This is a genomic window from Stenotrophomonas sp. CASM114, assembly GCF_049384325.1.
In the GTDB taxonomy this organism is placed as follows: domain Bacteria; phylum Pseudomonadota; class Gammaproteobacteria; order Xanthomonadales; family Xanthomonadaceae; genus Stenotrophomonas; species Stenotrophomonas muris.
In genome coordinates, this window is record NZ_JBMRGJ010000012.1 from 92,748 (window position 1) to 118,215 (window position 25,468).

Below are 25,468 nucleotides of genomic sequence, written 5' to 3' on the forward strand. Positions count from 1 at the left end.
GACCAGGGTCAGATCTCGGCGTCAGCCGCCCAGTTGCCGCCCACCAGATAGGCATAGAACGGCGTCAGGCCAGAACCGAAATCAAGCTGAAGCGTGAATCCATCGGGACGAAGGAACAGCGGGACAGCCATTCCGCGTGACCACCCGTTGCCGTTGAACAACGACCAGTAGCCGAGGGCCGGCGCCACTTCACTGTTGGAGTAGAGCGTGAGTGCGGGCACAGTGCGTTTGGCGACCTTGAAGGAGATCTGCTCACTGCGCGCCAGGCCTGCCTGGAACGCAGCGGCGACGCCCTGCGGTGACGGCATGCCAAGCTGCGGTGCCTGTTCCAGCGGGAAGCTCTTCTCGTAGTACCGCTGGCACAGCATCAGCTCGGTTGCGTCATCACGCATGTCGTAGTCGGTAGGTGTCGCCCCCTTCTCCAACTGCATGCAGGTCAGCGAAAAGGACCCAGACTGGCCGACAAGCTGTCCGCCATAACCACCGGGTGTCGCAAAGTCGACGATGACGTGCAGCTTGCTGTTGGCTCCCACGGTCTTGCCAGCAATGGATGGCAACTCGACGGTGAAGTACCTGAGCGCGGCCGCGGTGCCGATCTCCTGGACGCCTGCCCGGACCGTCACATCCGGAGACCCATTGGTACCAAACGTCTGGATGAAGCGAACGCCGATGCGGCAGCCCGGCGTCGCGGCCCATGCCTGCATGCTCAGCGTCACGGTACTTCCCGCCAGCGTCTGCACGCCTTCCACCGGCTGGGTGACGAACGCCTCGGTCGCGGCCGTCGATCCGGTGAGATCGCAGTTCATGAATCCCGTGACCCCGAATGCCGGGGCATCGAAGCTGCGGCGTGACACCGCGACCTGCCCCGCCCCGGTGCATACCACCTGGAAGCGATCGGGAACATACACCGCCAGAGGCGACACCACAGTGCGGCTGCTGCCCCGTTGCCAGAACCTGAAGTCACCGTTGATCAGCCGGTTCCGGCCGTTCTGCCTGCGCCGGAGATCCTGCACCGTGGTTTCGAGTTCATCCAGATCCGTGTAGAGATCGGCGAAGTTCTCATTGACCTTGGTGAAGGCCGGCCGTTGCGTCTCACCCCGCTTTCCGTTCGGCTGCACGGTATCAAGGTCGATTGTGCGTCGTGCCATGCGTCGTCCTCCTCAGCCGCCGATGATTTCCGGCGCCTGCTCGGCAGGCCAGCCGAATGCATCCGGCTGCGGCAGTTGCGCCTGGACCTGCCGCCAGTCCGGCGCGTTCTCCTCGGCGGTGGACTCAATAGTCTCCAATGCGAGGTTGACCCCGTCGCGCCAGGCAATCATGGCGATGGCGTCCTGCGCATAGCGCGGCACCGCACTGCCCGCGTAGCTGCAGCAACTCTCGATGCTGTCATAGCCGCGATCGCGGGCACACTGGGCCATCCACTCCCACGCCTTTCCGCGGATGAAGCGATGGAACTGCGCCGAGCCGGGTACGAACAGCGGCGGTACCGGCTCCGGCTCATTGCCTGCCGTACACCAGGCTTCATAGTCATTCCACAGACGGTGGCCACGTGGAATGAAGGCGCCGGTCTGCAGGCACTTGATGGTGTCGATCTCTTCGGTCAGTTGATACATGTCATAGCTCCGCGTCGGCGGTCCAATGGAAGGAGGAGCCCCAGTTGCCTGCGGCGGATTGGTAATTGACCTGTGCGCCGGACTGGCCGGCATATACGATGGATGTCACCGTGCCGATGCCGCCGCTTGCGCCGGATATGCGCCCTGCCTGCCCGTTCACATCGCTGTAGACCGTGTAGGCTGGGATGGCCCGCTTGGGCACGCGACACCGGATATGCGAGGTGCTGCCAACGCCGACACTGCGGTCGTAGAACTGGTTGTCGCGTCCGATGCCATCGGCCGTGCCAGGCGGCACATCCAGGTTGTAGCTCTTCTCGTAGTAGCGCTGGCACAGCTGCAGCTCGTGGGCCAGCGGGCGCAGGTCGAATGCCGTTGCCCTGTCGCCGCGCTCCAGCTGCATCATCGCAAGGCCGAACTCTCCGCTCTGACCGGAGATGACACCGCCATAGGCATCGGCGCACAGATCCACCACCAGCCACAGGAAATCGCTGTCGGCATTGCTGCCCAGCGTCTTCCCCTTCACCGATGGCAATCGCGCACTGAGCTGGAAATAGGTCCAGGACGCGGCGGTGACCGCTACGGTTCCCAGCTCTACGCTGACCGCGGCGGACGGCGAACCACCGGTGCCAAAGTGCTGGATGAGACGAACACCGATGCGTTTTCCTGGCGGGCCATAGGCGAAGCCGGAAACCACCACTTCGCCGTCGGACAGCGTGGCGACCCCTTCGACCTTCTGTGCGACATAGGCGCTGCTGCCTGCACTGACCTTGGAGACAACGCTGTTGAGGAAACGGCGCGATTCCGGCGCGGCACCGCCGGCAGGAAGATTGGCCCCGCGATTTGCGGTATGCGTGCAGCTCAGCGCTGCCACGGTCCAACGATCGGCCACATAGATCTCGCCGCCTTGGGTGGTGCCAGTGCTGGCCCGCTGCCAGAAATCGAAGTTGCCGTTGATCAGGCGGTTCCTGCCTGGAGCCGCGCTCTGCAAAGCGCTTTCCAGCGAATCCAGCGCGCCATACACTTCGGCGAAGTTGTCGTTGATCTTGGTAAACGCCGGGCGCTGGGTTTCGCCCCGCATTCCGTTCGGCTGAACGGAATCGAGGTCGATGATTTTTCTCGTCATTGCTGTCGTCCTGTTCCCTGCGGGCGCCCCATCAAAGCTCGGCGTCGGCCCACCAATGCCACCAGCCGCCCCAGCGGCCTGGATTGTTGGTCCAGCTGACTTCGTACCCGGAAGGCGAGGCGTAGTTGACCAGGCAGGGCACGCGGGAGATGTTGTCTTCCGCGATGTGTCCATCCTGCTGGATGTTGTCGGCCGAGATGATCATCACGTAGGGATGAGCGCGCTTTGCCGTCTGGAATCGCACGCTCTGGTAATGCGCCATTCCCGGTGAGTTGATCGAGAATGCCTCGCGCCCTTCGTTGTGCGCCGTGTTGGGTACGATGTCGAGGTTGTAGCTCTTCTCGTAGTAGCGCTGGCACAACGCCAGTTCCACACCTGGCGGCCGCCAGTCGAAGCGTGTCGCTGCGCGGCCCGATTCGACCTGGAACTGGGTAAAGCCGAACGAGCCGTTCTGTGCCACCAGCTCGCCCTTCTGACCAGCACCGCACAGGTCGAACACTACGTAGAGGTGGTCGTTGCCGTTGCTGCCGAGCACCTTTCCCCGGGTACTCGGCAACGTCACCGTGATGCTGTGACGTTTGGCGGTGGTGCCCAGTGTGAGCACACCGGCTTCCAGCACCACCTGCGGCGAGGGTGAGCCGCCGGTTCCGAAATCCTGGATGACACGCACGCCCACACTGCGACCGGGCGCATCAGAGTTCGCCCATACCGAGATCGTGATGTCTCCGCTTGCACTGCCGACACCCTCGATCTTCTGCCCCATCCAGGCGCCACTTCTGGCGATGGCCTCGGATACGGTGCAGACCAGAATCGACCGTGTATCTTCCGGAAATCCGGCCTGCCCGTCGTACGCCACCCGCTGTACGTCGTGGTTGCAGACCAGCGCCGAGTTCGTGAAACGGTCGGCGAAGAACACTTCCGCGCCCAGCGTCCCCGACCCAGTGCCGACACGACCAGATGTACGGCGCTGCCAGAACTGCAGGGCACCATTGATGAGCAGATTCCTGCCTGGAACGCGCTCGGTGATGGCATTCCCCACGATCTGCGGGATTTTCGCCACCTCAGTCAACGCGTCGTAGACTTCGGCGAAGTTGTCGTTGATCTTGGTGAACGCCGGGCGCTGTGTTTCACCCCGCTTTCCGTTCGGTTGAACGGAATCGAGGTCGATGATCTTTCGTGGCATTTGTGCTGTTTCCTTGATGGTTTCGGTTGCGAAGGAACGCTCTCCAGCCCTCCCGCGGACCTCAGATTTCGGCATCCATGGTCAATCCAGTGCCCTCCGCTGCCGAATCTCCGCTCTGCAGGATGCCGGCCTGACCCGCTGCGGCAGTGTTCAGCGCACCGATGATGGTCATGCGGGTCGACGTAACTTCCGCCGCACTGAGCGCTGTCAGGCTGGTTGCACCGTCTCCCGTGAGCAGCCGCCATTGCGATGGGTTCGAGAAGGCGACCGCGGGTACCGACCGCATTCGCTGATTGAATCGGTAGGTGAGGTACACCGCGTTGTCGCCCCGGATCAGGCCCACGCCCGCGTTGAAGCGCGATCCACCGTCGAACGGCACGCCAGTGGCATCCACCTGGTAGTAGCGTTGGCACAGCCGCAGCTCTTCCCCCTTCGGCCTCCACTCGAACGGCGTCGCGAGCGGGCCCGCCTCCCACTGGAACTCTCCGAAGTACAGCTGGCCCTGTTGCGCGCCCAGTCCTGCGGTGCGGCTGGCGAACTGCGTGCCCGCCGTCACCCATATGCAGACCACGGCCGCACCGTCACCGGACAGTACCTTCCCTGAGATGGAAGGCAGGGTCACCGTCCTGCGGATCCGGTTCAGGCCGGAGGCCAGCTCGACCACCTCCGGCGCGATTCCCAGCACAGGCGTGCTTCCCCCCGCGCCAAAGGTCTGGGCGAATTCAAGGGCGATCTTCCGCCCGGCGGCGCCGGCGTTGAACACCAGGAACGAAACGGTGCTCTCCACGCCCGCGAAGTTGCGGACGTCTTCCACGCGCTGCTCGAAGACAAAGAAGTGGTTTGTGCCATCCGTATTGCCACTCGAACTGACCGACAACGTGAAGGTGCTGAACGGGAAGTTGTTGTCGCCTGCCGCTGCGGGATTGCGCTTGAACACGGCGTCTTCGACGTTGCCCATCTGCAGGAACCATCGGTCGGCTGTGTAGTTCCCGGAGATGCCGAAGCTGCTGCCGCGCTGCCAGATGTCGAGATTGCCATTGATCAGGCGATTGCGCCGTGCCGGCGCGCGCATCATGGTATCGGCGAGCTGCCCGGGCAGGCCGTCGACTGCCTGGCCAACCTGCTGGAAGTTCTGGTTGATCTTGGTGAAGGCCGGCCGCTGGGTCTCCCCACGCTTTCCGTTGGGCTGGATGGTATCCAGGTCGATCCGTTGAAGATCCATGCTCATGCCTACGCGTGGAAGGTCTGCTCGAAGGTGGCGGTGATGGTCGATACCTGGCCGCCGAGATGGCTGTCGGTGTAGGAATCACACATGTACAGCCCCTGCCCCAGTGGCCCTTTCCACAGGAAGCTGCGGCCGGCATGACCATCCAGGAAGGTCACGATCTCGTTGATCGTTTTGCGGTTGCCGACGAACTGCAGCTGGTAACTGCGTGAAGTGGCGTTCAGGCCATCGGCAGCGGCCTGCGCATAGCCATCTCCGAACTTCGCGCGCTTCACTGCGGCGGTGGTTGTTCCAGTACTCTGGCTGGTTGCCGGCCAGGTGAAGGTGTCGGTCATTGCATGGCACTCCTGCTGAGCACACCACCTGCCTTCAGGTCACGACTCTGCAGCTCGCGGTACTTGCGTTCCACGAACTGGCCGATTTCGTTGCCGAACTGCTGCAGCATGCTTTCGTTGGTGGTGACTTCCTTGCCACCGTTGTTGTCGATGCGGATGCTGACTCCCACTCCGCCGCCACCGCCGCCACCGTGCGCGGCCACACCCAGGCGGCCGTCCGGCCCGCGCCGCAGCGGCATGATCGCTTCCGGTCCCGCTTCGCCGAACACGCCGGCGCCCTTGGCGAAGGCGAACAGCTGCGGAGTGTTGTAGACACCGCCGGAATAGGCCGACAGGCTCGGCGACTGGTAGACGCCACCGTTGGCGTTGGCCTCCACCCCCGTGCCATATCCGAACAGGCCCGCGATCTTTTTGACGCCCCAGACGATTGCCTGTTGGATGGCGATCATCTTGAGATCGGCGATGATCGACTTGGCCAGATCCTTGTAGTTGGACTTGCCCGTCTTCACGAAGCTCTGCAGTGCCGCCTCTGCGCCGGTGAACGCCTTGGAAAAGGCATCCTGGGTGGACTTGGCGGAGTTCTCGGTCTTTTCCATGTACTCGCCGAGCGCGCTGCCGAAGCCCTTGCGGAACCCCGAAAGTCCTGTGGTGCCCTTGGTGTCCTTGGCGTCCTTGGTTTCGCCCGCCTTGGCATCACCGGCCTTGGCGTCCTTGGCAGTCGCCACGCCTGCAGCCACCGCCGCCGCGTCCGTCGCTGCATCCTTTGGCGTCAGGTCGACCCCCATCAAGCCGGCGATCTTCCTCGCCCCCCAGACCAGTGCCTGCTGTGCGGCGATCATCTTGAGGTCGGACAGGATGGACTGGGCCAGTTCCTTGTACTTGGACTTGCCGGTGGTCACGAAGCTCCTCAACGCTTCGTCGGCGCCGGTGAATGCTTTGTCGAAGGCTTTCTTGGCAGCCGTGGCGGTGTTCTCGGTCTTGCCGATATAGTCGCCGAGCGCGCCGCCAAGGCCCTTGCGGATGCCTGCCAGGCCCTTGTCGTCCTGTTGGGCCTTCTCTTCCTTCTTTGCAGCCTTGCCGGCGTCCGCGCCCGCTGCGGTTGTTCCTGCCTTCGTCGCCGCCTGCAGCTGCGTGTTCAGGGCGGTCAGCTGCGTGGACAGTGCGGTGACCAATGATGCGCTGGTGGTCAGCACGGCATTGAAGGCCTGCTGCACCGTGTTGATCTTCTCCAGCTGCCGCTGGAACTCCTGTGTGGTGCCGGTCATCTCGGTCATGCCGCGCCTTGCTGCCTGCATGGCCGTTTCCAATGCGTTGCTGGCCTCCACGGTGGTCCGTATGCTGCCAGGCGATGTAGTGCTCATTGAGTGTTCCTCGGGAGAGTCGGCTCCGCTTCGGCGGAGCCTGGATCGGCCATCGGCATTGCCGCGATGACCGGCTCATTCCTGTTGCATCTGCTCCAAGGCAGCGCGTTCGATGATGCGGATGGCCGCCATCACCTCGTCATGCTGGTCGCCGTCGAGCGCTTCGCGCTCCAGCTCCCGGTAGACCACGTTGTAATCCAGCCCGATCGGGCCACCTGCGCCGACGCGCCACTGGGTGGCAACCCGCGAGAAAAGTTCGATGGGAAGCACGCACTCCGGCCACAGCTCGACCTGCGGCGGTGGAAAGTGCTTTGCCTTCAATCCAAGCTTCATCAGCTCGGACTCGGTGGGGGCCCGCCAGTACAGGGCCCCCACCGCCTCGATCAGTTTCCCTTGCGTGCGACCTGCAGGGCCTGGGTGTAGCCACCGATGATGGCGCCATCCAGGCCGGCCTGCTGCTGCAGCGCCAGCTCGACGCCGGCGGTGTCCAGCGCCACATCGGCATCCCAGTCCACCACGATGTCCAGGATGGCCTGGGCCACGCTCAACGTGTCATCGCCCAGACGCTCCAGCAGGCTGGCGTAGTCGGCTACCGACAGGTGCCGGTAGGTCAGGTTGAGCTTCTGCTCGCGGCCGTGACCGACGATGGTCAGGGTGCTCTTGAAGCTCTCCGGCGCCTTGACCTGGAACATCAGGCGCCCTCGACCAGGATGGAGTCTGCCAGCGCGGTGAAGGTCGCGGTGGTGCCCATCGGGGTGTTGGCGGCCATGGTCGGGTCGCCGTTGTAGCTCAGGTAGCCGTACCAGTACAGCACGTCGCCACCGACCAGCTTGGCCCGCAGGATCACCGGCTCGCCCTTGGCGTCAGCGTTCTTCAGTGCCGAATACCACGGCTTCTTCGGATCGTAGAACAGCGGCAGGGTGATGGTCTTGGCGTTCTTGAAGGTCGGCATCTGGACCTGGCGACCGGTCGGGTCTTCGAGCAGCGTGCCGCTCCAGTACTGCTGCTCGCCACCGGCGGTGGTCGGGTCGCCCTGCTGGTCCAGGTCGACGAAGGCGCCCGCCTTGCGCAGTACACCGGCACCGCTGGTGCCGGGGAACAGCACGGTATCGGTGGTGTCGATGCCCAGCAGTTCAACGCTGCCGGTGGCTTCAGCACCGGCGCGGGTGGCGCGGTTGTTCAGGGCCGGCCAGCCCGGCAGTTCGATGACCACCACATCGCCGGTGTCGACGCTGTTGGCGGCAACGCTGGCCAGCGCCGGCGCGGCCTTGGAGATCGCGCTGGTGGCGATCGCGGTGGAGACGACCGGTGCGAAGCCGAACTGGGTGCCCTTGGGAAGCTTGAGTGCCATGGTGTATTTCCTCGTTGGATAAAAAAAAGCCCGGCGAATGCCGGGCTGGGGTGTTGCACGGGTGATGCGGTTTACGGGTCGACGTACCACAGGCCGAAATCGAGCCGCGCGCCGTACTTGTGCAGCATCGGCTCATGCACGGCGATTGCAGCGCCGAACGATTCGGCGGTCGGCAATCCTGCGCATACCTGATCCTCGATGTTGCGGATCAGGGTGTTGGCCTGGGCGCGGCTGTCTGCCCAGACGGTCAGCTGCACGCGAGCGTGCTTCTGTTCGGGAATGGAACCTTCGTTGAACCACACGGACTGTCCACCCATCTGCTGGTAGACGGCACACGGATAGATGACCGGTTCCGGCGGAAGGTCGGGATACAGCCGGCCCTGCAGCAGCGGGGCCAGCAGCGCGTGCAGCTGTGCTTCGTAACTCATCGCGGTGTCCTGGTTGGCGTCGCTCAGGCGATGCCTGAAGACTGTTCGGTGAACAGCACCGTGGTCTGGCGCCGGCTGAAGTCGGGCGCAACGCCGGTGATGTTGAAAACACGACCGTCATGCACGATGCGCATGCCGGCCTGGATGCCTGCCTGTCGTGCGGCTGCCAATCGGACATGGAAGCGCTGGCGCCGGATCGTTGCCGGCAGGCGGCTTTCCAGCGTCAGCCGCTGCACGCTGTCTGCGCGGTCGGCGATGATGGCGGCCCACAGTTCTGCCACCGGCTGCCAGGCGTCCAGCGGCTGCCCCCACGCATCGAGCTGGCCGTCCTGGCGCTCGATGCGGATGCGGCGATTGAAGTGGCCGGCGTTCATGGCGTTGCTGCCGATCGGTACGGATCAAGCAGCGCGGCCACGCCGAACGGCAGCTCCATTGCGATGGCAGCGGCGCCTGCCGGTGCATCGAACGTCTGCGCAGAGACGACCACGGCTTCGCGATGGGCGTACAGGTGGCCCAGCAACAGGCGCACCGCTGCACGGATGCTGTCGTTGACCGGCATGCCCTGCAGCAGGCGCGCACTGCGCGCGGTCGCCACGGCCAGGCGGCGATCGGCCACATCACGCATGGCCTTGGCCTTGGCCGCGTTGGTCTCGGCATTGGCGGCGGCAACCGCGGCTTCATGCCCGGTCACCGCCGCCGCCATGTCCTGCGGCAGCTGGTCCAGCGCCTGGTCCAGCGCGGCCTGATCGGCGTACAGCTCGCGGCCCAGATAGGCCGCGGCTGCGTCGCTGGCTGCGGCCAGCAGGTCACCCAGGATGGCGTCGTCAAAATCGCCGTCGATACGGCAGTGCGCGCGGCACTGCTCAAGGGTCAGCAGGGGCATCGAATCCTCCTTCGTTGATGGATGTGGAGTGCCCCGATCCTGCGCGCACGGCGGCGCCCCACGCGATCACCAGGACGGCGCGGGAAAGGCAGGATCGGGGCGGAAAACAGAACGGCTGCGACGGGGACGTCAGGGCCGGTGGCGGTGACCTCGCAGCGCGCGACGGCGCAAACGAAAGAAGCCCCCGGGGTCACCGGAGGCTTCTATGTCATCGTGGTACAAACGATACGCTTCGGGTGTGCACCCGTCAATCCGCAAACGGTTACCAGTCTGGTGACTTTTCCAGGCGCTGTGCGGGCGTGGTCATGGCGACGTGCCGCAGGCTGGATAGAATGGCAACGCGCTGCTTCCGCAGCCCATTTCCCGCTGGATTCCCGCATGCCTGCCACCCCCGAACGCTTCTTCGATGCGCGTACCGAACAAGGCGTGCTGCGCCTGTCCATCGCAGGCTCATTGCTGCTGGCTGCCGCTGCGGTGGTATTTGGTCTTCTGGCCAATTCCTCGCTGATCATCTTCGATGGCATCTACGGCCTGATCGATGTGGTGATGACGTGGCTGTCACTGCTGGTCGCGCGTCTGATCGCACTGTCCACCAGCACCGACGCGCTGCAGTCGCGGCTCAACCAGCGCTTCACCATGGGCTTCTGGCACTTGGAGCCCATCGTGCTGGGGGTGAGCGGCACGCTGATGATCGGCGCGGCACTGTATGCGCTGGTCAATGCGGTGGATGCGCTGATGTCCGGCGGCCGCCACATCGCACTCGGCCCAGCCATCGCCTTCGCCGGGTTGTCGATCATCGGCGAAGGTGCGCTGGCCTGGTTCGTGCTGCGCGTCAACCGCCGCATCGGTTCGGAGTTCATCGCGCTGGACGCGAAGAACTGGGTGATCGCCGCCAGCATGTCGGCCTGCTACCTGCTGGCCTTCCTTGGCGGCGTACTGGTGCGCGGCACCTCGCTGGCCTGGGTCGGGCCGTACATCGACCCGGCCATCCTCGCTTTCGTCTGCGTGCTGGTGATGATCGCCCCGCTCGGGACGGTGCGCCGGGCGCTGGCCGGCATCCTGCTGGTCACCCCGCCGGAACTGCAGGCGCACGTGGACGCGGTGGCACGCGCGATCGTGGCCAAGCATGGCTTCGTCGAGCATCGCAGCTACGTCGCCCAGGTGGGGCGTGGCGAGCAGATCGAGTTGTTCTTCGTGGTACGCGAGGACGACCCGCCGCGGCCCCTGCTGGAATGGGACCAGCTGCGCGACGAGATCGGCGATGCGCTGGGCGAGGCCTCGCCGGACCGCTGGCTGACCATCATGTTCACCACCGACCGCGAGTGGACGATCTAGGCCAACAGGACGATCAATCAAGTTTTTCGTACGGACTGCAACCCAACGTACGCAGAAACCGGGCAAAGTAGGCTCCATAGCAGTACCCACCCACTGATCAGGAGCATCCCGATGTCCATCGAAAAGGTTCTGTATACCGCCCAGGCCACCTCCACCGGCGGCCGTGAAGGCCGTTCCGTCTCGTCCGACAACGTGCTGGACATCCAGCTGTCGACCCCGCGCGAGCTGGGTGGTGCCGGCGGCCCGGGCACCAACCCGGAACAGCTGTTCGCCGCTGGCTACTCGGCCTGCTTCCTGGGCGCGCTGAAGTTCGTGGCCGGCCAGGCCAAGGTCGCGCTGCCGGCCGACACCACCGTCACCGGCAAGGTCGGCATCGGCCAGATCCCGACCGGCTTCGGCATCGAGGCAGAGCTGACCATCAACGTGCCGGGCGTGCCGCGCGAGCAGGTGGAAGAACTGGTGCAGAAGGCGCACATCGTGTGCCCGTACTCCAACGCCACCCGCGGCAACATCGACGTGACGCTGATCGTTGCCTGATGCGGTGCCGGGGTCGGATCCCTTTGCCACCGGCAAAGGGCTCTGACCCCATCCCAGGCCCGCACGGCTATATGGGGTCAGAGCCCTTTCGCGTTGCGAAAGGGATCCGACCCCCAAAAAAATGGGCGGATGCCGGTCGAAACCGGGCATCCGCCCATCCCACCTCGGGTGGGCCCCAGCACGTGGCCGGGGACGCATTCGCTGCGGCGCGCATCCATCCTTCTGGAGAAGAGCCCCCTTGTTGTTCAAGGGGGCGCGCCAACGGCGCGGGGATAAGGTGGAATGCGCGGACCAGCGACCAGTTACTGGTCGCTGGTGATGAGCTGCACGACGCTGGAGAAATCCAGCTTGCCGCGGCCGGCCTGGTGGTTCATCGAGTAGAGATTGCGGGCCACTTCGCCCAGCGGAATCGAAGCGCCGACACTCATCGCCGCTTCCACCGCCAGGCCCATGTCCTTCAGCATCAGATCGCTGCCGAAACCGCCGCTGTAGCCACGCGAGGCCGGCGCATTCTCCAGCACGCCCGGCCACGGGTTGCACACTTCGGTGGCCCAGCTGCGGCCGGTGCTGACCGCCATCATCTGCGACAGCACCTTGGGGTCCAGCCCGTGCGCCACGCCCAGTGCGATGGCTTCACCGGTCACCGCCATGATCACGCCCAGCGCCATGTTGTTGCACAGCTTGGCGACCTGGCCAGCGCCGCTGGCGCCGACGTGGAAGATGTTCTTGCCCATCGCCTGCAGCACCGGGCGTGCGCGTTCCAGCGCGTCTTCCTCGCCGCCGACGATGAAGGTCAGGGTGCCGGCCTGGGCGCCGGCGGTACCGCCGGACACCGGCGCGTCGATCATCTGCAGGCCACGCGCGGCGGCCGCTTCCGAGACCTTGCGGGCACTGGCCGGGGCGATCGTGCTGCAGTCGATGACCAGTGCACCGGCCGGGATCGCGGCAAGAATGCCGTCGTCGCCCAGGTACACGCCTTCGACATGACGGCTGGCCGGCAGCATCGAGATCACCACTTCGGCATCGGCCAGGGTGTCGCGCGCCGACGATGCAGCGCTGGCGCCGGCGTCGACAGCGGCCTGCACCGCGGCCGGAACCAGATCGAATACGCGCACGCTGTGGCCGTTCTTGACCAGATTGGCGGCCATCGGGCCACCCATGTTGCCCAACCCGATGAATGCAATGCGGCTCATGCAAGGCTCCTTTCAACAAGGGGAGTGCCCAGGTCGGCCAGCGGATGCGCGGCGTCGGCCCAGGGGGAAGCGAAGAAGGTGTCTGCCCACGCGCCAGTGGCCTCGGCCAGGGTGGCCGGGTTCCACTGCGGGTTGCGGTCCTTGTCGACCAGCAGCGCGCGGATGCCTTCGGCGAAATCACCATGGGCGGCGCAATGCAGGGCGACGATGTACTCCAGGCGGTAGATCGCGGCCAGGTCCTGGCCGGCACTGCGGCGCTGCAGTTCGTACGCCAACCGTGCCGAACCCGGTGCACCGGCAGCAAGGGTCTTCTGAGCCGCCTGCAACCAGGCGTCGTCGGTCTGCAGGCCGGCAATGCGCGCCACGATGGCTTCAAGGTCATCGCCTTCGCACAACGCATCGACCTGCGCCGCGTGGGCCAGCAGTGGACCGGTGGCGGCATCGCTGGCATGCGACTGCAGCAGATGGGTCAGGCGTTCGTGGTTGTGTGCGGTGTCATTGGACCAGGCCACCTGCAGCAGCGCATCGAACACCGCGCTGCGGCGTTCTTCGGCCACGTGCACGTCGGCCAGGCCGGCGTAGATGGCATCGCCCGGGTTGAGCAGTGCGCCGGTCAGGGCCAGGAACAGGCCACCCTTGCCCGGCACGCGCGACAGCAGCCAACTGCCACCTACATCGGGGAACAGGCCGACGGTGATTTCCGGGAAGGCCAGCTTGGAGCGTTCGCTGACCACACGGTGGCTGGCGCCGGACATCAGGCCGATGCCGCCGCCCATCACGATGCCGTGGCCCCAACACAGGATCGGCTTGGTGTAGGTGTGGATGAGGTAATCGACGCGGTATTCGACGTCGAAGAACTCGGCGGCATAGGCGTTCTGGCGGATGTCGCTGTGGCCGGCCTCACGGAAGGCGACCATGGCCTTGTACAGGCTGTGCAGGTCGCCACCAGCACAGAACGCCTTTTCGCCGGCGCCCTGCAGCACCACCATGGCGATGCCATCGTCGTCGGCCCAGGCATTCAGCTGGTTCAGCAGCAGGTGCGCCATCGGCAGCGAGAAACCGTTGAGCGTACGCGGCGCATTGAGCGTGGCGATGCCGATGCGCGTGCCGTTGCCGGCCACGCGCTCTTCGAACAGCACCGGTGCGTCGTCGGCAGCGGTATCCGTGCTCATGCGTTCTTCCACTGCGCGGCGCGCTTTTCCAGGAAGGCAGTCACGCCCTCGACCTGGTCGGCGGTGTCGAACAGGTCGACGAAGGCTTCGCGCTCGGCCACCAGCGCCGAGGCGTGGGTGCCGGTGCGGGTGGACTGCACCAGGGTCTTGCAGGCGGCGATGCTGGTCGGGCTCTGCTTGCCGGCCTTCTTCGCCCATTCCAGCGCCAGCGCCTTGGCTTCGCCCTTGCCGACCTTTTCTTCGGCCAGGCCAATGCGCAGCGCGGTCTCGGCGTTGATGCGCTCACCCAGCAGGATCATGCGCTTGGCCCAGCCCTCGCCGACCAGGCGCGGCAGGTTCTGGGTACCGCCGGCACACGGCAGCAGGCCGACGGTGGCCTCCGGCAGCGCGACCTGGGCATGGTCTTCAATGATGCGCAGGTCGCAGGCCAGCGCGCACTCCAGGCCACCGCCCATGGCGTAGCCGTTGATCGCGGCGATCGACACGCCACGGAAACCGGACAGCGCTTCGAAGGCTTCACCGAAGCGGCGCGCGGCCTCACGTGCAGCGGCCTTGTCGCCGGAGGCGAACTGGTTGAGGTCGGCACCGGCGGAGAAGAATTTCTCGCCATCACCGGTGATCACCAGCGCGTAGATGTCGCGGTCTGCGTTGAGCGCGCCGACCAGGTCGCGCAGCGCCGACAGGCTGTGCACGGTCCAGGTATGCGCCGGCGGGTTGTTCAGGGTGACCACGGCGGTGTGGCCATCGACCTCCACCTTCAGGCCCACGTGCTCCTGGGTACGCCAATCCTTCATCGCAGTTCCTCTTCGGTGTTGAGCAGGTGACGGGCAACAATCACCCGCATGATCTCGTTGGTGCCTTCCAGGATCTGGTGCACGCGGCAGTCACGCAGCAGGCGCTCGATCGGGTATTCGCGGATGTAGCCGTAGCCCCCGTGGATCTGCAGCGCTTCATTGCAGACGTTGAAACCGGCATCGGTGGCGAAGCGCTTGGCCATCGCGCACCACACGTTGGCATCGCTGGCACCGGCATCGAGCTTGCGTGCCGCGGTGTGCACCATCTGCCGTGCAGCCACCAGCTGGGTGACCATGTCGGCCAGCTTGAACTGCAGCGCCTGGAACTCGGCCAGCGCCTTGCCGAACTGGCGGCGCTCGCCCATGTAGCGGCGCGCAGCATCCAGTGCACCCTGTGCGGCACCCAGCGAGCAGGCGGCGATGTTGATGCGGCCGCCGTCCAGCCCCTTCATCGCCAGCTTGAAGCCGCCGCCTTCCTCTCCCAGAAGGTGGCTGACCGGCACGCGGACGTTCTCGAAGGTGATGCCACGGGTGGGCTGGCTGTTCCAGCCCATCTTCTCTTCCTTGCGGCCGAAGCTGATGCCCGGCAGGTCCGCCGGCACCGCAATGGCGCTGACACCGCCGGCACCGGCACCGCCGGTACGCGCCATCACCACCAGCAGCTCGGTGGCACCGGCGCCGGAAATGAAGGCCTTCGAGCCGTTCAGCACGTAGAAGTCGCCATCGCGCACGGCGGTGGTCTTCAGCGACGCCGCATCGGAACCCGCACCCGGTTCGGTCAGGCAGTACGAGGCCAGCTTGCTGCCCGAGGACAGATCGGTGCCCCACGCATCGCGCAGGGCCGGCTGGCCCCACCTGGACACCATCCACGAGGCCATGTTGTGGATGCTGATGTACGCCGCGGTCGACGGATCGACGTTGGCGAGCTCCTCGATGACGACGGCGGCGTCCAGTCGGCTCAGGCCGCTGCCGCCCACTTCCGGGTCCATGTACAGACCGCAGAAGCCCAACTCACCGGCCTTGGCGATCGCCTCGCGCGGAAAGATGCCCTCCGCATCCCATCGCGCGGCGTGCGGCGCCAGTTCGGCCTGTGCGAAGTCGCGCGCCGCCTCGCGGTACGCCTGCTGCGCTTCTTCCAGTTCCGTCGTCATCGAGTGGCTCATGGCTGCTCCTGCCGTTACTTCAGGCTGATCGTGGTGTTGACGCCGTGGCTCAGCGTCTCGTCATCGAACCAGCGCGCGGTGACCGTCTTGGTCTGGGTGTAGAACAGCACCACCTGCTTGCCATACGGGCCCAGGTCACCCAGCTTGGAGGCGCGCGAACCGGTGAACGAGAACAGCGGCACCGGCACCGGGATCGGCACGTTGATGCCGACCTGGCCGACGTCGATGTCTTCCTGGAACTTGCGCGCGGCAGCGCCGGACTGGGTGAACAGTGCGGTGCCGTTGCCGTTCGGGTTGCTGTTGACCATCGCGATGGCCTCTTCCAGCGTTTCCGCTTCGAGGATGACCAGCACCGGCCCGAAGATTTCTTCCTGGTAGATGCGCATGTCGGTGGTGACACCGGCAAAGATGGTCGGGCCAACGAAGTTGCCCTTCTCGAAGCCATCGACCTGCGGCTTGCGGCCATCGAGCACCAGCTTGGCGCCCTGCTCCACGCCCGAGGCGATCAGGCCTTCCACGCGCTCGCGGGCGCTGCAGGAGATGACCGGGCCGACGTCGGTACCGGACACGGTGCCGGCGCTGACCTTCAGGGTCTGGGCCTTGGCCACCAGGTCCTGCACCCAGTTGCGCGCTTCACCGACCAGCACCAGCGTGGAAGCCGCCATGCAGCGCTGGCCAGCGGCACCGAAGGCGGCACCGACCATTGCGTTGAGGGTCTGTTCCTTGTTGGCGTCCGGCAGCACCACGGCGTGGTTCTTGGCGCCCATCATGCACTGCACGCGCTTGCCGGCCAGCGAGGCGCGGTTGTAGACGTGTGTGCCGACGCGGGTGGACCCGACGAACGACACGGCCTTGATGTCCGGGTGGTCGCAGATCGCGTTGACCACTTCCTCGCCGCCGTGGACGACGTTCAGCACGCCCTTGGGAATGCCGGCTTCCAGCGCCAGCTCGACCAGGCGCATGGTGACCATCGGGTCCTGCTCGGACGGCTTGAGGATGAAGGTGTTGCCCGTTGCAATCGCCATCGGGAACATCCACAGCGGAATCATCGCCGGGAAGTTGAACGGGGTGATGCCAGCGCACACGCCCAGCGGCTGCATGATCGTGTAGGTGTCCACGCCATTGGCCACGTTGTTGGCCAGCTCGCCCAGCTGCAGGTTGCCGATGGCGGCGGCGTGCTCGACCACTTCCAGGCCGCGGAACACATCACCTTCGGCGTCCGGCAGGGTCTTGCCCTGTTCGGCGGTGAGGATGTGGGCCAGCTCACTCATGTTTTCGCGGATCAGCTGCTGGTACTTCAGGAAGATGCGCGCGCGGGTGCCGATCGGGGTCTTGCGCCAGGTCTTGAAGGCTTCCTTGGCGGCGGCGACGGCGGCGTCCACTTCGCCGGTGGTGGCGAACGGCACCTGGGCCAGCACGTCCTGGGTGGCCGGATTGATCACGTCCTGCCAGTGGGAAGTGGCCGATTCAACGAACTGGCCATCGATCAGCATGCGGATACGGGGCGCTGCAACAGTCATGACGACAATCCCACAGGGTGCGAAAGATGCTTGGCATTATTCACAGCACCCGGCTCGATTTCCGGGCTGAATCCGCTTAATCTGGCCAACGCGCCCCACGATTCCTGTTAATTCTGTGAATTATTCAGCTCCCCAGCGGCAACTCGGCCTGCGCCTGCTGCGGCTGCGCGAGCAGCGCGGCTACAGCCAGGCCGATCTGGCGCGTGCGCTGGGGCTGTCGGCCAGCTACCTGAACCAGATCGAGCGCAACAAGCGCCCACTGACACCGGCGGTGCAGAAGAAGCTGGGAGAGGTGCTGGGCGACGTTTCCTCGCTGTTCGATGACGATGAGCCCGCCGCCCTGCAGGAGGCGCTGGGCGAAACCCTGCGCGACCTGGGCCTGGCCGAGGTCAGCGCGACCGAACTGCGCGCCCTGGCCGGCAACCTGCCGCAGGTCAGCCGCGCGCTGTTGGACCTGCACCGTCGTCACCTGGCGCTGCGCGAGCACGCGGCCGCACTGGAGTTCCAGCTGGGCGAGCCCGGCGCCGGCAGCACCCTGCCGGCCGGCGACCAGGTGCGCGAGTTCTTCAACCGCATGCACAACCACATTCCCGAACTGGACGAACTGGCCGAACGCCTGTTCGCCGAGTGGGGGCTGTCGCCCGGGCATGTGGCACCGCGGCTGCGCCAGCTGCTGGCCGACCGCCATGGCGTGCTGGTGGAAGTGGCCGCACTGCAGGCCGGGCGCGAAAAGCGGCACTACGATGCCGGTGCGCGGCGGCTGTGGCTGCCCGATTACCTGGAGCCCGGACAGCAGGCGTTCCAGATGGCGGCCGAGCTGGCCCTGCACGGCTACCTGCCGCAGATCGATGCGGTGGTGGCGCGCGCCGGGTTCACCGATGAGGCACGCATCGCGCAGGCGCGGATCGGTCTCTCCAACTATTTCGCCGGTGCGCTGGTGATGCCGTACATGCGCTTCCTGCGTGCAGCCGAAACCAGCAGCTACGACATCGAACTGCTGGCGCACCAGTTCGGCGTCGGCTTCGAAGCGGTCTGCCACCGGCTGAGCACGCTGGCACGGCGCAGCGCGCCCGGCCTGCCGTTCTTCTTCATCCGCGTGGATCGGGCGGGCAACGTCTCAAAGCGCCATTCGGCCACCGATTTCCACTTCTCGCAGGTGGGTGGATCGTGCCCGCTGTGGATCGTCTACGAGGCGTTCAACCAACCCGGGCGCATCCTCACCCAGACCGCGCGCATGCCCGATGGCCGCCGTCATTTCTGGCTGGCGCGGCAGGTCAGCAGTGGCCCGGTCGGCCATGGCCAACCGCGCAAGACCTTCGCGGTGGCGCTGGGCTGCGACCTGCAGCATGCCGAACGCCTGGTGTATTCACTGGGGCTGGATGTGCAGAGCCCGGGCAATTCGGTATCGATCGGCCCGGGGTGCCGGGTATGCCCGCGCGAGGACTGCATGCAGCGCGCGTTCGCGCAGTTGCCGGGGCGGTAGGGGGTTCTGCAGGGCTGCGCCCTGCACCCGTGGTAGCGCCGGCCGCTGGCCGGCAAGAGCAGCAACCACTGCGGGGTCAGATCCGTTTTCCTGCGGAAACGGATCTGACCCCGATTCGACCGCAGGATCGGGTCAGTAGATCGGGGTCACCTTCATCTGCGGCAGCGGACGCGGTGCGCCGTCGGTGAGGTCGGGGCCGAGGTCCTCCCAGGTGCGGCCCTGCTCGACCATCAAGCCCCACAACTGCTGCGAGGCCAGCCGTTTGTCTTCCGAGCCCAGCTTGTACGACGGTGGCGTCGGCTGACCGCTGGCGACCATCGCGTACGCCGCGCGGTAGGCCAGCACCTGCTGCGCCGGATCATCGGTGCGCGCCACTTCCAGCGTGTAGCGCTGGTAGGCCGAGGCCAGGTTGCGCCAGCGGATCCAGTAGTGGTTCTCGAACGAGAACGAACAGAAGCGCGCACCGGCCAGGCTGCCCTTGTCGGCGATGCGGGAGAGTACCTCCTGCGGCATGTCCAGGTTCATGCCGCCTTCGTCGCCCTGCAGGCTGACGTGCACGATGCGGTCGCGGTAGCCCGGTGCGCGCGCCTGCAGCAGGTCGCGCCAGTTCTGCATGGTCGCCACCACCGCGAACAGGAAACGACCCAGCTCGGCTGCGGCCAGTGGCGTGGCGATGGACTGGTAATGCCGTTGCCAGCCGTGGCGGTTTTCGGTGGGCAGGAACACCGCATGTTCCAGCGCCTGGCGGCCACCGCTGCCCTGGCTCACCGCTTCGGCGTGCTGTGGATAGACCAGGTTGATGGCGAAGGTCGGCCAGCGCGGCAGCGCGGCGTCGAACAGATGGATCGGGAAGTTGCTGCTGATGCCGCCATCGGAGAACCAGCAGATGCGGAAGGCGGTGATCACCGGGCCGCAGGTCTGCCCGGCACTGGTCAGCCCTTCCATGCTGTCGGCAACGTTGTGCTCCTGGTCGGCTGCGGGGGCGGTCGGTTCGCAGCGTCGTTCGCGGCGTGAGGGTTCATGCAGCGGCACCGCGCTGATCAGCAGCGGGAAGCTCAGGCTCATGCGCGTGGCCACCAGCACCGGCAGCTTCGGGCCCTGTGGCAGGTGGTAGTACTGCCGCCCGTCCACCTCCAGCGGCGGGCCGGCCTGGCTCACCAGCCACTGCACCACGCCGGCGGGGAACAGCTGCTCGAACTCCTCGCGCAGGAACCAGAACTGCGCACCGCCCAGCGGCAGCGTGCGCGGCTCATTGTGCGAGATGCAGGTGGTGATCATCTGCAGGCTGATCGCATGCGGGCTGTCCGGCTCACCGGCGTAGCGCGGCGCATCGTGCAGGTCGGCGAAGGTCAACGGTGCATCCAGCGGCTTGCCCGACAGCTGCTGCAGGCATTCATGCAACCACTCGGTCAGCGCCGGCCTGCGTGGATCGCGGCTGAGGCCGCTGCACAGGCCCAGCAGGTTGCGACGCGCCACCCGCGCGACCCGCAGCGCGGCACCAGCCACACCCGCACCGTAGGCGCACAGCAGTGATGGCAGCAGCGTGGCGGCCACGCCGCTCCAGCCACCGCCCCACCAGCCCAGGCCGAGCAGCAGCGCCAGCGACACCAGCACTTCCAGCGGCGCGATCTCGAATACCGCAACGGCCAGGCACAGCAGTTTGTGCGGCAGGCGGGCATTGCCGGTCAGCACCACCAGCAGCCGATAGGCCGCGCGCGCGCCGCGCGCCGGCTGGAACAGGCTGTAGATGAAGCCGCGCCGGGACAGCTGTGCCGACACCGCCGACAGCCCGCCATAGCCTGCATCGCCGGGCAGCTGCTCGCCGGCCTGCTGGCGGCGATCGCCACAGGCCGCTGCAGCCGCCACCGCTGCCGCAATGGCGCCGGCTGAAGTGCCGCCGATGCTCTTGAAGCGATACTCGCGGGCCAGCGCCAGTACCGCATTGGGGTACACGATGCCGCTGGTGATGCCGCCTTTCATGACCAGATCGCAGTACTTGTCCGCCACTGTCTTGCCCCCGAGCATGCCGTCCGCCGCGTGGGTTGCAGTATGGCGCAGGGGCTTCTCAGGGCCTGAGAACAACGGCGCAGTCCGCGCACGCAATGCGCCGTTCAGCAGAAAGCACGGCTGCAGGCTTGACCCGCCCCGCCATCGGCGTAGCATCTGCAGCAAGCCAAGGGACAGACCCGCGGCTGCCACAACGACATGAGGGATTCTCATGGAATTCGACTATCTCGTCTTCATCGGGCGATTCGAGCCCTTCCACAACGGCCACGCCGCCGTTGCCCGCCTGGCCCTGAGCCGGGCCCGCAAGCTGATCTTCCTGGTCGGCTCTGCCGATACCCCCCGCAGCCTGCGCAATCCCTGGACCGTGGCCGAACGCGCCGTGATGATCCAGGCGGCCCTCGACGGCCACACCGACCGTCTGCTGATCCGCCCGCTGCGTGACCACCTGTACAACGAAGCACAGTGGATCGCCAACGTGCAGCGCCAGGTGGCTGACGCCCTGCGCAACGACGGTGCCGCCGCCGATGCCAGGGTAGGCCTGATCGGCATGGACAAGGATGCGTCCAGCTACTACCTGCGCGAGTTCCCGCAGTGGCCGCTGGTGGACGTGCAGCACACCGCCACCCTGTCGGCCACCGAGCTGCGGCGCTACCTGTTCGAGGCCGGCGACGTCGACTTCCACGGCGCGCTGCTGATGCTGCGTGGCAATGTGCCGGCGCCGGTGTACGACATGCTCGAAGCGTTCCGCAAGAGTGCGCCTGCGTATGGCCAGCTGGTGGCCGAGTACCGCTTCATCGAACAGTACAAGGCCGCCTGGAAGGATGCGCCCTACGCGCCCACCTTCGTCACCACCGATGCGGTGGTGGTGCATTCGGGCCACGTGCTGCTGGTGCGTCGCCGCTCGGAACCCGGCAAGGGGCTGTGGGCATTGCCCGGCGGCTTCGTCGGCCAGGAACAGAGCCTGCTCGACAGCTGCCTGCGCGAACTGCGCGAGGAAACCCGCCTGAAGATTCCGTTGCCGGTGTTGAAGGGGTCGCTGAAGGGCCAGCAGGTGTTCGACCACCCGGACCGCAGCCAGCGTGGCCGCACCATCACCCACGGTTTCCACTTCGAGTTTCCGGCCGGCGAGCTGCCGCCGGTGCGCGGTGGCGACGATGCCGACAAGGCACGCTGGATACCGGTGAGTGAAGCACTGGACATGGGCCCTCAGCTGTTCGAAGACCACCTGCACATCCTGGAGTACTTCCTCGGCCGCGGCTGACCGGCCCGGCTTTCCCACTGGCGGATAGACCGCCGGTGCCACCCGACGCGAAGGAGCTTCCGTCATGCACTACCTCGATAATCTTCTCCTCAACACCGACAGCTACAAGGCCAGCCATTGGCTGCAGTACCCGCCGGGTACCGATGCCACGTTCTTCTACGTCGAATCACGTGGCGGCCTGCACGATCGCACGGTGTTCTTCGGCCTGCAGGCGATCCTCAAGGACGCGCTGGCACGACCGGTCACCCACGCCGACATCGACGACGCTGCGGCGGTATTCGCCGCGCATGGCGAACCGTTCAACGAGGCCGGCTGGCGCGATATCGTCGACCGGCTTGGCGGCCACCTGCCGGTGCGCATCCGCGCCGTTCCCGAGGGCAGCGTGGTGCCCACCCACCAGGCACTGATGACCATCGAGTCGACCGATCCGGCCGCGTTCTGGGTGCCGTCGTACCTGGAAACGCTGCTGCTGCGCGTGTGGTATCCGGTCACCGTGGCCACCATCAGCTGGCACGCACGGCAGACCATCGCCGCGTTCCTGCAGCAGACCAGCGACGACCCGCAGGGGCAGCTACCGTTCAAGCTGCACGACTTCGGCGCGCGCGGTGTATCGAGCCTGGAATCGGCCGCGCTGGGCGGTGCCGCACACCTGGTCAACTTCCTCGGCACCGATACCGTATCGGCGCTGTGCCTGGCGCGCGCGCACTATCAAGCGCCGATGGCCGGCTATTCGATTCCCGCCGCCGAGCACAGCACCATCACCAGCTGGGGCCGCGAGCGCGAGGTGGACGCCTACCGCAACATGCTGCGCCAGTTCGGCACGCCCGGTGCGATCGTGGCGGTGGTATCGGACAGCTATGACATCTACCGCGCCATCAGCGAGCACTGGGGTACCACCCTGCGCGATGAAGTGATCGCCTCGGGCGCCACCCTGGTCATCCGCCCGGACTCGGGGGACCCGGTGGAGGTGGTGGCCGAAAGCCTGCGCCGGCTGGATGAAGCGTTCGGCCACAGCCTCAACGGCAAGGGCTACCGCGTGCTCAACCACGTGCGGGTGATCCAGGGCGATGGCATCAACCCGGATACCATCCGCACCATCCTGCAACGCATCACCGACGACGGCTATGCCGCCGACAACGTAGCCTTCGGCATGGGCGGTGCGCTGCTGCAGCGGCTGGACCGCGACACGCAGAAGTTCGCACTGAAGTGCTCGGCGGCGAGGGTCGAGGGTGAGTGGATCGACGTCTACAAGGATCCGGTCACCGACGCCGGCAAGGCCAGCAAGCGTGGCCGCATGCGCCTGCTGCGCCGCCTGGACGATGGCAGCCTGCACACGGTGCCGCTGCCGGCCAACGGCGACGACACCCTGCCGGACGGCTTCGAGGACGCAATGGTGACCGTGTGGGAGAACGGCCGCCTGCTGCACGACCAGCGGCTGGACGACATCCGCACGCGGGCGGCCGTGGGGCATTGAAGGTGCATCCCGACCGGGGTCAGAGCCCGCTGCGTGGCAGCGGGATCCGACCCCTTCCTTCCGCTGGGGTCGGATCCCGTTGCAGCGTAGCGGGTTCTGACCCCTGCGCTCTTGACCGGCGCCACCAACAGGTCCACCTTGCACACGCCGAAGGTATCCCTCCCATCGCTGCGGCGCGGGGAGGGATTTAAACGGGAATCCGGTGAAGGCGCCTCGCGCGTCCATTCCGGAGCTGCCCCGCAGCGGTGAATGGAAACGAATCCTGCCAACAGCACTGGGCTCGCGCCTGGGAAGCGGCGGGTAGTAGGTGGGCTGCGGCCCGTGTCCATCAGCCCGAATACCGGCCCCGGCCGGGGGACACGACCGTCCCCTGACTCGACCTGGAATCTCCGCGGGGAGGTTGCCGGGGCCGTCGTCGTCCTGCGCGTGCAGGCTGTGTGGCCGCGCGCGTCCTGTTCACGGTATCCGGCCAGACCCGTTCACCCACGCGCTGATGCATGGGCCACCGCCGTTGCCGGCGGTCCATGCGGTACCTGACGATGACCGAGCTCCAACGCCCCACCCTGACCCTGCCCGCCGACGGCAAGCGCCTGCTGCTGCATTCGTGCTGCGCGCCCTGTTCCGGCGAAGTGATGGAGGCGATCACCGCCTCCGGGATCGACTACGCGATCTTCTTCTACAACCCCAACATCCACCCGGTGAAGGAGTACGAGCTGCGCAAGCAGGAGAACATCCGCTTCGCCGAGCAGCACGGCATTCCCTTCATCGACTGCGACTACGACACCGACAACTGGTTCAGCCGTGCGCGGGGCATGGAAAACGAACCCGAACGCGGCATCCGCTGCACGATGTGCTTCGACATGCGCTTCGAGCGCACTGCGCTGTACGCGCACGAGCACGGTTACGACACCATCAGTTCGTCGCTGGGCATCTCGCGCTGGAAGAACATGGCGCAGATCAACGACTGCGGGATCCGTGCGGCGTCGCGCTATGAAGGCCTGCAGTACTGGGACTACAACTGGCGCAAGGGCGGCGGCGCCAGCCGCATGATCGAGATCAGCAAGCGCGAGCAGTTCTACCAGCAGGAATACTGCGGCTGCGTGTACTCGCTTCGCGATGCGAACCGCCATCGCCGCGAGAATGGCCGCGAGCGGATCAGGATCGGCCTGTTGTACTACGGGCAGGACGCTGGGACGCCGCAGGGCGATTGACGTGCAGGCATGGGGCGGCCACGCTGGTCGCCCCTTCTGTTGTAGCGGACCTGCCATGACCGCCCTGCCCGCCGATGTCGCCCTGCTGGTGATCGATCTGCAGCCGGACTTCATGCCCGGTGGCGCCTTGGCCTGCGACCAGGGCGATGCGCTGGTGGCACCGATCGCCGATCTGTTGGCGCAGCGCCGCTACCGCACCGTGGTGGCGACCCAGGACTGGCACCCGGCCGACCATGCCTCGTTCGCCAGCCAGCACCCCGGCCAACGCCCGTTCGAGACCATCCTGCTGCACGCGCAGCCGCAGACCCTGTGGCCGGACCACTGCGTGCAGGGCAGCGCCGGTGCCGCGCTGCTCCCGGGCGTGGACTGGACCGTGGCCGACCTGATCCTGCGCAAGGGCACGCGCCAACAGGTGGATTCGTACAGCGCCTTCCGCGAGAACCATGGCCCAGATGGCGAGCGCCCGGCCACCGGCCTGGCCGGCTGGCTGCACGAGCGCCGCATCCGCGAAGTGCACGTGTGCGGCCTGGCCCGCGACTACTGCGTGCTGTGGAGCGCGCAGGATGCGGTGAAGTCCGGCTTCCGGGTGAAGTTCCTGTGGGACCTGACCCGGCCGGTGACCGAAGCCAACGACGCGATGGTGCGCGATGCGCTGGGCAAGGCGGGAATCGCGACCGCCTGACCCACGACGGTAGTGCCGGGCGCTTTCCTCATCGCCGAACTGCTGGGCGTCGAGGATGTTGCAGCCGTGGTCGAACAGCAGGCCGGACACGCGATAGACGATGCCGGTACGGTCGGGGCAGGACAGGGTGAGGA

The 25,468-nt window shown here is 66.2% G+C and carries 26 protein-coding genes, 1 pseudogene and 1 riboswitch; of the genes and pseudogenes, 7 read left to right on the top strand and 20 right to left on the bottom strand.

Annotated features, from left to right (window positions below; all coding sequences use genetic code 11):
- Positions 1–8 precede the first annotated feature (8 nt).
- The 13 genes from VG566_RS13200 to VG566_RS13260 all read right to left on the bottom strand — a co-directional run bounded on the left by VG566_RS13200 (position 9) and on the right by VG566_RS13260 (position 9,502).
- Entirely contained in the window at positions 9–1,148 is a 1,140-nt protein-coding gene (locus VG566_RS13200; RefSeq protein ID WP_053494634.1) for a hypothetical protein, read from the bottom strand.
- A 12-nt stretch (positions 1,149–1,160) separates the two neighbouring features.
- Positions 1,161–1,613: a hypothetical protein gene (locus VG566_RS13205; RefSeq protein ID WP_075076396.1), complete on the bottom strand. Its 453-nt coding sequence runs from the start codon at positions 1,611–1,613 to the stop codon at positions 1,161–1,163.
- A 1-nt stretch (position 1,614) separates the two neighbouring features.
- Positions 1,615–2,736, bottom strand: a complete 1,122-nt coding sequence (locus tag VG566_RS13210; protein ID WP_146257713.1) for a hypothetical protein — start codon at positions 2,734–2,736, stop codon at positions 1,615–1,617.
- A 31-nt stretch (positions 2,737–2,767) separates the two neighbouring features.
- The gene (locus VG566_RS13215) at positions 2,768–3,919 is read right to left on the bottom strand and encodes a hypothetical protein (protein WP_197561478.1); all 1,152 of its coding nucleotides are present in this window, start codon (positions 3,917–3,919) and stop codon (positions 2,768–2,770) included.
- Between the two features lie 61 nt (positions 3,920–3,980).
- The gene (locus tag VG566_RS13220; RefSeq protein WP_241884578.1) at positions 3,981–5,147 is read right to left on the bottom strand and encodes a hypothetical protein; all 1,167 of its coding nucleotides are present in this window, start codon (positions 5,145–5,147) and stop codon (positions 3,981–3,983) included.
- A gap of 2 nt (positions 5,148–5,149) precedes the next feature.
- Positions 5,150–5,479 (bottom strand): phage tail protein, encoded by a 330-nt coding sequence (locus VG566_RS13225; protein ID WP_049441818.1) that lies wholly within the window; start codon positions 5,477–5,479, stop codon positions 5,150–5,152.
- Positions 5,476–6,753, bottom strand: a complete 1,278-nt coding sequence (locus tag VG566_RS13230; RefSeq protein ID WP_423172648.1) for a phage tail tape measure C-terminal domain-containing protein — start codon at positions 6,751–6,753, stop codon at positions 5,476–5,478. Before VG566_RS13230 ends, VG566_RS13225 begins: the two co-directional genes overlap by 4 nt.
- Positions 6,754–6,915: 162 nt before the next feature.
- Complete coding sequence (locus tag VG566_RS13235; RefSeq protein ID WP_014645600.1) at positions 6,916–7,173, bottom strand: DUF1799 domain-containing protein; 258 nt, start codon at positions 7,171–7,173, stop codon at positions 6,916–6,918.
- 50 nt (positions 7,174–7,223) lie between these two features.
- Complete coding sequence (locus tag VG566_RS13240; protein WP_014645599.1) at positions 7,224–7,532, bottom strand: phage tail assembly chaperone; 309 nt, start codon at positions 7,530–7,532, stop codon at positions 7,224–7,226.
- Entirely contained in the window at positions 7,532–8,191 is a 660-nt protein-coding gene (locus tag VG566_RS13245; RefSeq protein ID WP_014645598.1) for a phage tail protein, read from the bottom strand. Before VG566_RS13245 ends, VG566_RS13240 begins: the two co-directional genes overlap by 1 nt.
- 71 nt (positions 8,192–8,262) lie before the next feature.
- Complete coding sequence (gp17, locus tag VG566_RS13250; RefSeq protein WP_014645597.1) at positions 8,263–8,619, bottom strand: tail completion protein gp17; 357 nt, start codon at positions 8,617–8,619, stop codon at positions 8,263–8,265.
- 23 nt (positions 8,620–8,642) lie between these two features.
- Positions 8,643–8,993 (bottom strand): head-tail adaptor protein, encoded by a 351-nt coding sequence (locus VG566_RS13255; RefSeq protein WP_014645596.1) that lies wholly within the window; start codon positions 8,991–8,993, stop codon positions 8,643–8,645.
- Positions 8,990–9,502 (bottom strand): head-tail connector protein, encoded by a 513-nt coding sequence (locus VG566_RS13260; protein WP_014645595.1) that lies wholly within the window; start codon positions 9,500–9,502, stop codon positions 8,990–8,992. The genes VG566_RS13255 and VG566_RS13260 overlap by 4 nt, the downstream gene beginning before the upstream one ends.
- A gap of 378 nt (positions 9,503–9,880) precedes the next feature.
- On the opposite strand from VG566_RS13260, the gene VG566_RS13265 reads away from it, so the two are divergent.
- Positions 9,881–10,837, top strand: a complete 957-nt coding sequence (locus VG566_RS13265; protein WP_197561481.1) for a cation transporter — start codon at positions 9,881–9,883, stop codon at positions 10,835–10,837.
- Positions 10,838–10,948: 111 nt separating this feature from the next.
- Positions 10,949–11,374, top strand: coding sequence for an organic hydroperoxide resistance protein (locus tag VG566_RS13270; RefSeq protein ID WP_004153735.1), 426 nt, complete (start codon positions 10,949–10,951; stop codon positions 11,372–11,374).
- Between the two features lie 302 nt (positions 11,375–11,676).
- On the opposite strand, the gene mmsB is transcribed toward VG566_RS13270, so the two are convergent.
- Genes mmsB through VG566_RS13295 form a run of 5 tightly spaced genes read right to left on the bottom strand, consistent with a single transcriptional unit; the run spans position 11,677 to position 17,216 of the window.
- Complete coding sequence (gene mmsB, locus VG566_RS13275; RefSeq protein WP_032962101.1) at positions 11,677–12,567, bottom strand: 3-hydroxyisobutyrate dehydrogenase; 891 nt, start codon at positions 12,565–12,567, stop codon at positions 11,677–11,679.
- Positions 12,564–13,739, bottom strand: a complete 1,176-nt coding sequence (locus tag VG566_RS13280) for an enoyl-CoA hydratase/isomerase family protein (RefSeq protein WP_197561482.1) — start codon at positions 13,737–13,739, stop codon at positions 12,564–12,566. The genes mmsB and VG566_RS13280 overlap by 4 nt, the downstream gene beginning before the upstream one ends.
- Positions 13,736–14,533 (bottom strand): enoyl-CoA hydratase, encoded by a 798-nt coding sequence (locus VG566_RS13285; protein WP_005407685.1) that lies wholly within the window; start codon positions 14,531–14,533, stop codon positions 13,736–13,738. Before VG566_RS13285 ends, VG566_RS13280 begins: the two co-directional genes overlap by 4 nt.
- Positions 14,530–15,696, bottom strand: a complete 1,167-nt coding sequence (locus VG566_RS13290; RefSeq protein WP_014645592.1) for an acyl-CoA dehydrogenase family protein — start codon at positions 15,694–15,696, stop codon at positions 14,530–14,532. The genes VG566_RS13285 and VG566_RS13290 overlap by 4 nt, the downstream gene beginning before the upstream one ends.
- Before the next feature lie 14 nt (positions 15,697–15,710).
- Positions 15,711–17,216, bottom strand: a complete 1,506-nt coding sequence (locus VG566_RS13295; RefSeq protein WP_014645591.1) for a CoA-acylating methylmalonate-semialdehyde dehydrogenase — start codon at positions 17,214–17,216, stop codon at positions 15,711–15,713.
- 115 nt (positions 17,217–17,331) lie between these two features.
- Here VG566_RS13295 and VG566_RS13300 point away from each other — a divergent pair, with 115 nt between their 5' ends.
- Positions 17,332–18,699: a short-chain fatty acyl-CoA regulator family protein gene (locus VG566_RS13300; RefSeq protein ID WP_241884579.1), complete on the top strand. Its 1,368-nt coding sequence runs from the start codon at positions 17,332–17,334 to the stop codon at positions 18,697–18,699.
- A gap of 132 nt (positions 18,700–18,831) precedes the next feature.
- On the opposite strand, the gene VG566_RS13305 is transcribed toward VG566_RS13300, so the two are convergent.
- Complete coding sequence (locus VG566_RS13305) at positions 18,832–20,724, bottom strand: patatin-like phospholipase family protein (protein WP_241884580.1); 1,893 nt, start codon at positions 20,722–20,724, stop codon at positions 18,832–18,834.
- Between the two features lie 193 nt (positions 20,725–20,917).
- Here VG566_RS13305 and VG566_RS13310 point away from each other — a divergent pair, with 193 nt between their 5' ends.
- The 4 genes from VG566_RS13310 to pncA all read left to right on the top strand — a co-directional run bounded on the left by VG566_RS13310 (position 20,918) and on the right by pncA (position 25,334).
- Positions 20,918–21,967, top strand: a complete 1,050-nt coding sequence (locus VG566_RS13310; RefSeq protein WP_014645588.1) for a bifunctional nicotinamide-nucleotide adenylyltransferase/Nudix hydroxylase — start codon at positions 20,918–20,920, stop codon at positions 21,965–21,967.
- Positions 21,968–22,031: 64 nt separating this feature from the next.
- A complete protein-coding gene (locus tag VG566_RS13315) occupies positions 22,032–23,441 on the top strand; it encodes a nicotinate phosphoribosyltransferase (protein WP_241884581.1) in 1,410 nt (469 codons plus the stop codon).
- A 133-nt stretch (positions 23,442–23,574) separates the two neighbouring features.
- Positions 23,575–23,804: riboswitch (cobalamin riboswitch) on the top strand.
- A 161-nt stretch (positions 23,805–23,965) separates the two neighbouring features.
- Positions 23,966–24,652 carry an epoxyqueuosine reductase QueH gene (locus tag VG566_RS13320; protein WP_080281917.1) on the top strand — a complete coding sequence of 229 codons (687 nt, stop codon included), beginning with the start codon at positions 23,966–23,968 and terminating at the stop codon, positions 24,650–24,652.
- A 55-nt stretch (positions 24,653–24,707) separates the two neighbouring features.
- The gene (gene pncA, locus VG566_RS13325; protein WP_241884582.1) at positions 24,708–25,334 is read left to right on the top strand and encodes a bifunctional nicotinamidase/pyrazinamidase; all 627 of its coding nucleotides are present in this window, start codon (positions 24,708–24,710) and stop codon (positions 25,332–25,334) included.
- A gap of 3 nt (positions 25,335–25,337) precedes the next feature.
- On the opposite strand, the pseudogene VG566_RS13330 reads toward pncA, so the two are convergent.
- A pseudogene (locus tag VG566_RS13330) lies at positions 25,338–25,468 on the bottom strand (ACT domain-containing protein); the annotation flags it as partial.

Bases quoted from the DNA above. Each gene is read 5' to 3' on its own strand.
- VG566_RS13200 (WP_053494634.1), bottom strand. From the start codon at position 1,148: ATGGCACGACGCACAATCGACCTTGATACCGTGCAGCCGAACGGAAAG.
- VG566_RS13205 (WP_075076396.1), bottom strand. From the start codon at position 1,613: ATGTATCAACTGACCGAAGAGATCGACACCATCAAGTGCCTGCAGACC.
- VG566_RS13210 (WP_146257713.1), bottom strand. From the start codon at position 2,736: ATGACGAGAAAAATCATCGACCTCGATTCCGTTCAGCCGAACGGAATG.
- VG566_RS13215 (WP_197561478.1), bottom strand. From the start codon at position 3,919: ATGCCACGAAAGATCATCGACCTCGATTCCGTTCAACCGAACGGAAAG.
- VG566_RS13220 (WP_241884578.1), bottom strand. From the start codon at position 5,147: ATGAGCATGGATCTTCAACGGATCGACCTGGATACCATCCAGCCCAAC.
- VG566_RS13225 (WP_049441818.1), bottom strand. From the start codon at position 5,479: ATGACCGACACCTTCACCTGGCCGGCAACCAGCCAGAGTACTGGAACA.
- VG566_RS13230 (WP_423172648.1), bottom strand. From the start codon at position 6,753: ATGACCGAGATGACCGGCACCACACAGGAGTTCCAGCGGCAGCTGGAG.
- VG566_RS13235 (WP_014645600.1), bottom strand. From the start codon at position 7,173: ATGAAGCTTGGATTGAAGGCAAAGCACTTTCCACCGCCGCAGGTCGAG.
- VG566_RS13240 (WP_014645599.1), bottom strand. From the start codon at position 7,532: ATGTTCCAGGTCAAGGCGCCGGAGAGCTTCAAGAGCACCCTGACCATC.
- VG566_RS13245 (WP_014645598.1), bottom strand. From the start codon at position 8,191: ATGGCACTCAAGCTTCCCAAGGGCACCCAGTTCGGCTTCGCACCGGTC.
- gp17 (WP_014645597.1), bottom strand. From the start codon at position 8,619: ATGAGTTACGAAGCACAGCTGCACGCGCTGCTGGCCCCGCTGCTGCAG.
- VG566_RS13255 (WP_014645596.1), bottom strand. From the start codon at position 8,993: ATGAACGCCGGCCACTTCAATCGCCGCATCCGCATCGAGCGCCAGGAC.
- VG566_RS13260 (WP_014645595.1), bottom strand. From the start codon at position 9,502: ATGCCCCTGCTGACCCTTGAGCAGTGCCGCGCGCACTGCCGTATCGAC.
- VG566_RS13265 (WP_197561481.1), top strand. From the start codon at position 9,881: ATGCCTGCCACCCCCGAACGCTTCTTCGATGCGCGTACCGAACAAGGC.
- VG566_RS13270 (WP_004153735.1), top strand. From the start codon at position 10,949: ATGTCCATCGAAAAGGTTCTGTATACCGCCCAGGCCACCTCCACCGGC.
- mmsB (WP_032962101.1), bottom strand. From the start codon at position 12,567: ATGAGCCGCATTGCATTCATCGGGTTGGGCAACATGGGTGGCCCGATG.
- VG566_RS13280 (WP_197561482.1), bottom strand. From the start codon at position 13,739: ATGAGCACGGATACCGCTGCCGACGACGCACCGGTGCTGTTCGAAGAG.
- VG566_RS13285 (WP_005407685.1), bottom strand. From the start codon at position 14,533: ATGAAGGATTGGCGTACCCAGGAGCACGTGGGCCTGAAGGTGGAGGTC.
- VG566_RS13290 (WP_014645592.1), bottom strand. From the start codon at position 15,696: ATGAGCCACTCGATGACGACGGAACTGGAAGAAGCGCAGCAGGCGTAC.
- VG566_RS13295 (WP_014645591.1), bottom strand. From the start codon at position 17,216: ATGACTGTTGCAGCGCCCCGTATCCGCATGCTGATCGATGGCCAGTTC.
- VG566_RS13305 (WP_241884580.1), bottom strand. From the start codon at position 20,724: ATGCTCGGGGGCAAGACAGTGGCGGACAAGTACTGCGATCTGGTCATG.
- VG566_RS13310 (WP_014645588.1), top strand. From the start codon at position 20,918: ATGGAATTCGACTATCTCGTCTTCATCGGGCGATTCGAGCCCTTCCAC.
- VG566_RS13315 (WP_241884581.1), top strand. From the start codon at position 22,032: ATGCACTACCTCGATAATCTTCTCCTCAACACCGACAGCTACAAGGCC.
- VG566_RS13320 (WP_080281917.1), top strand. From the start codon at position 23,966: ATGCGGTACCTGACGATGACCGAGCTCCAACGCCCCACCCTGACCCTG.
- pncA (WP_241884582.1), top strand. From the start codon at position 24,708: ATGACCGCCCTGCCCGCCGATGTCGCCCTGCTGGTGATCGATCTGCAG.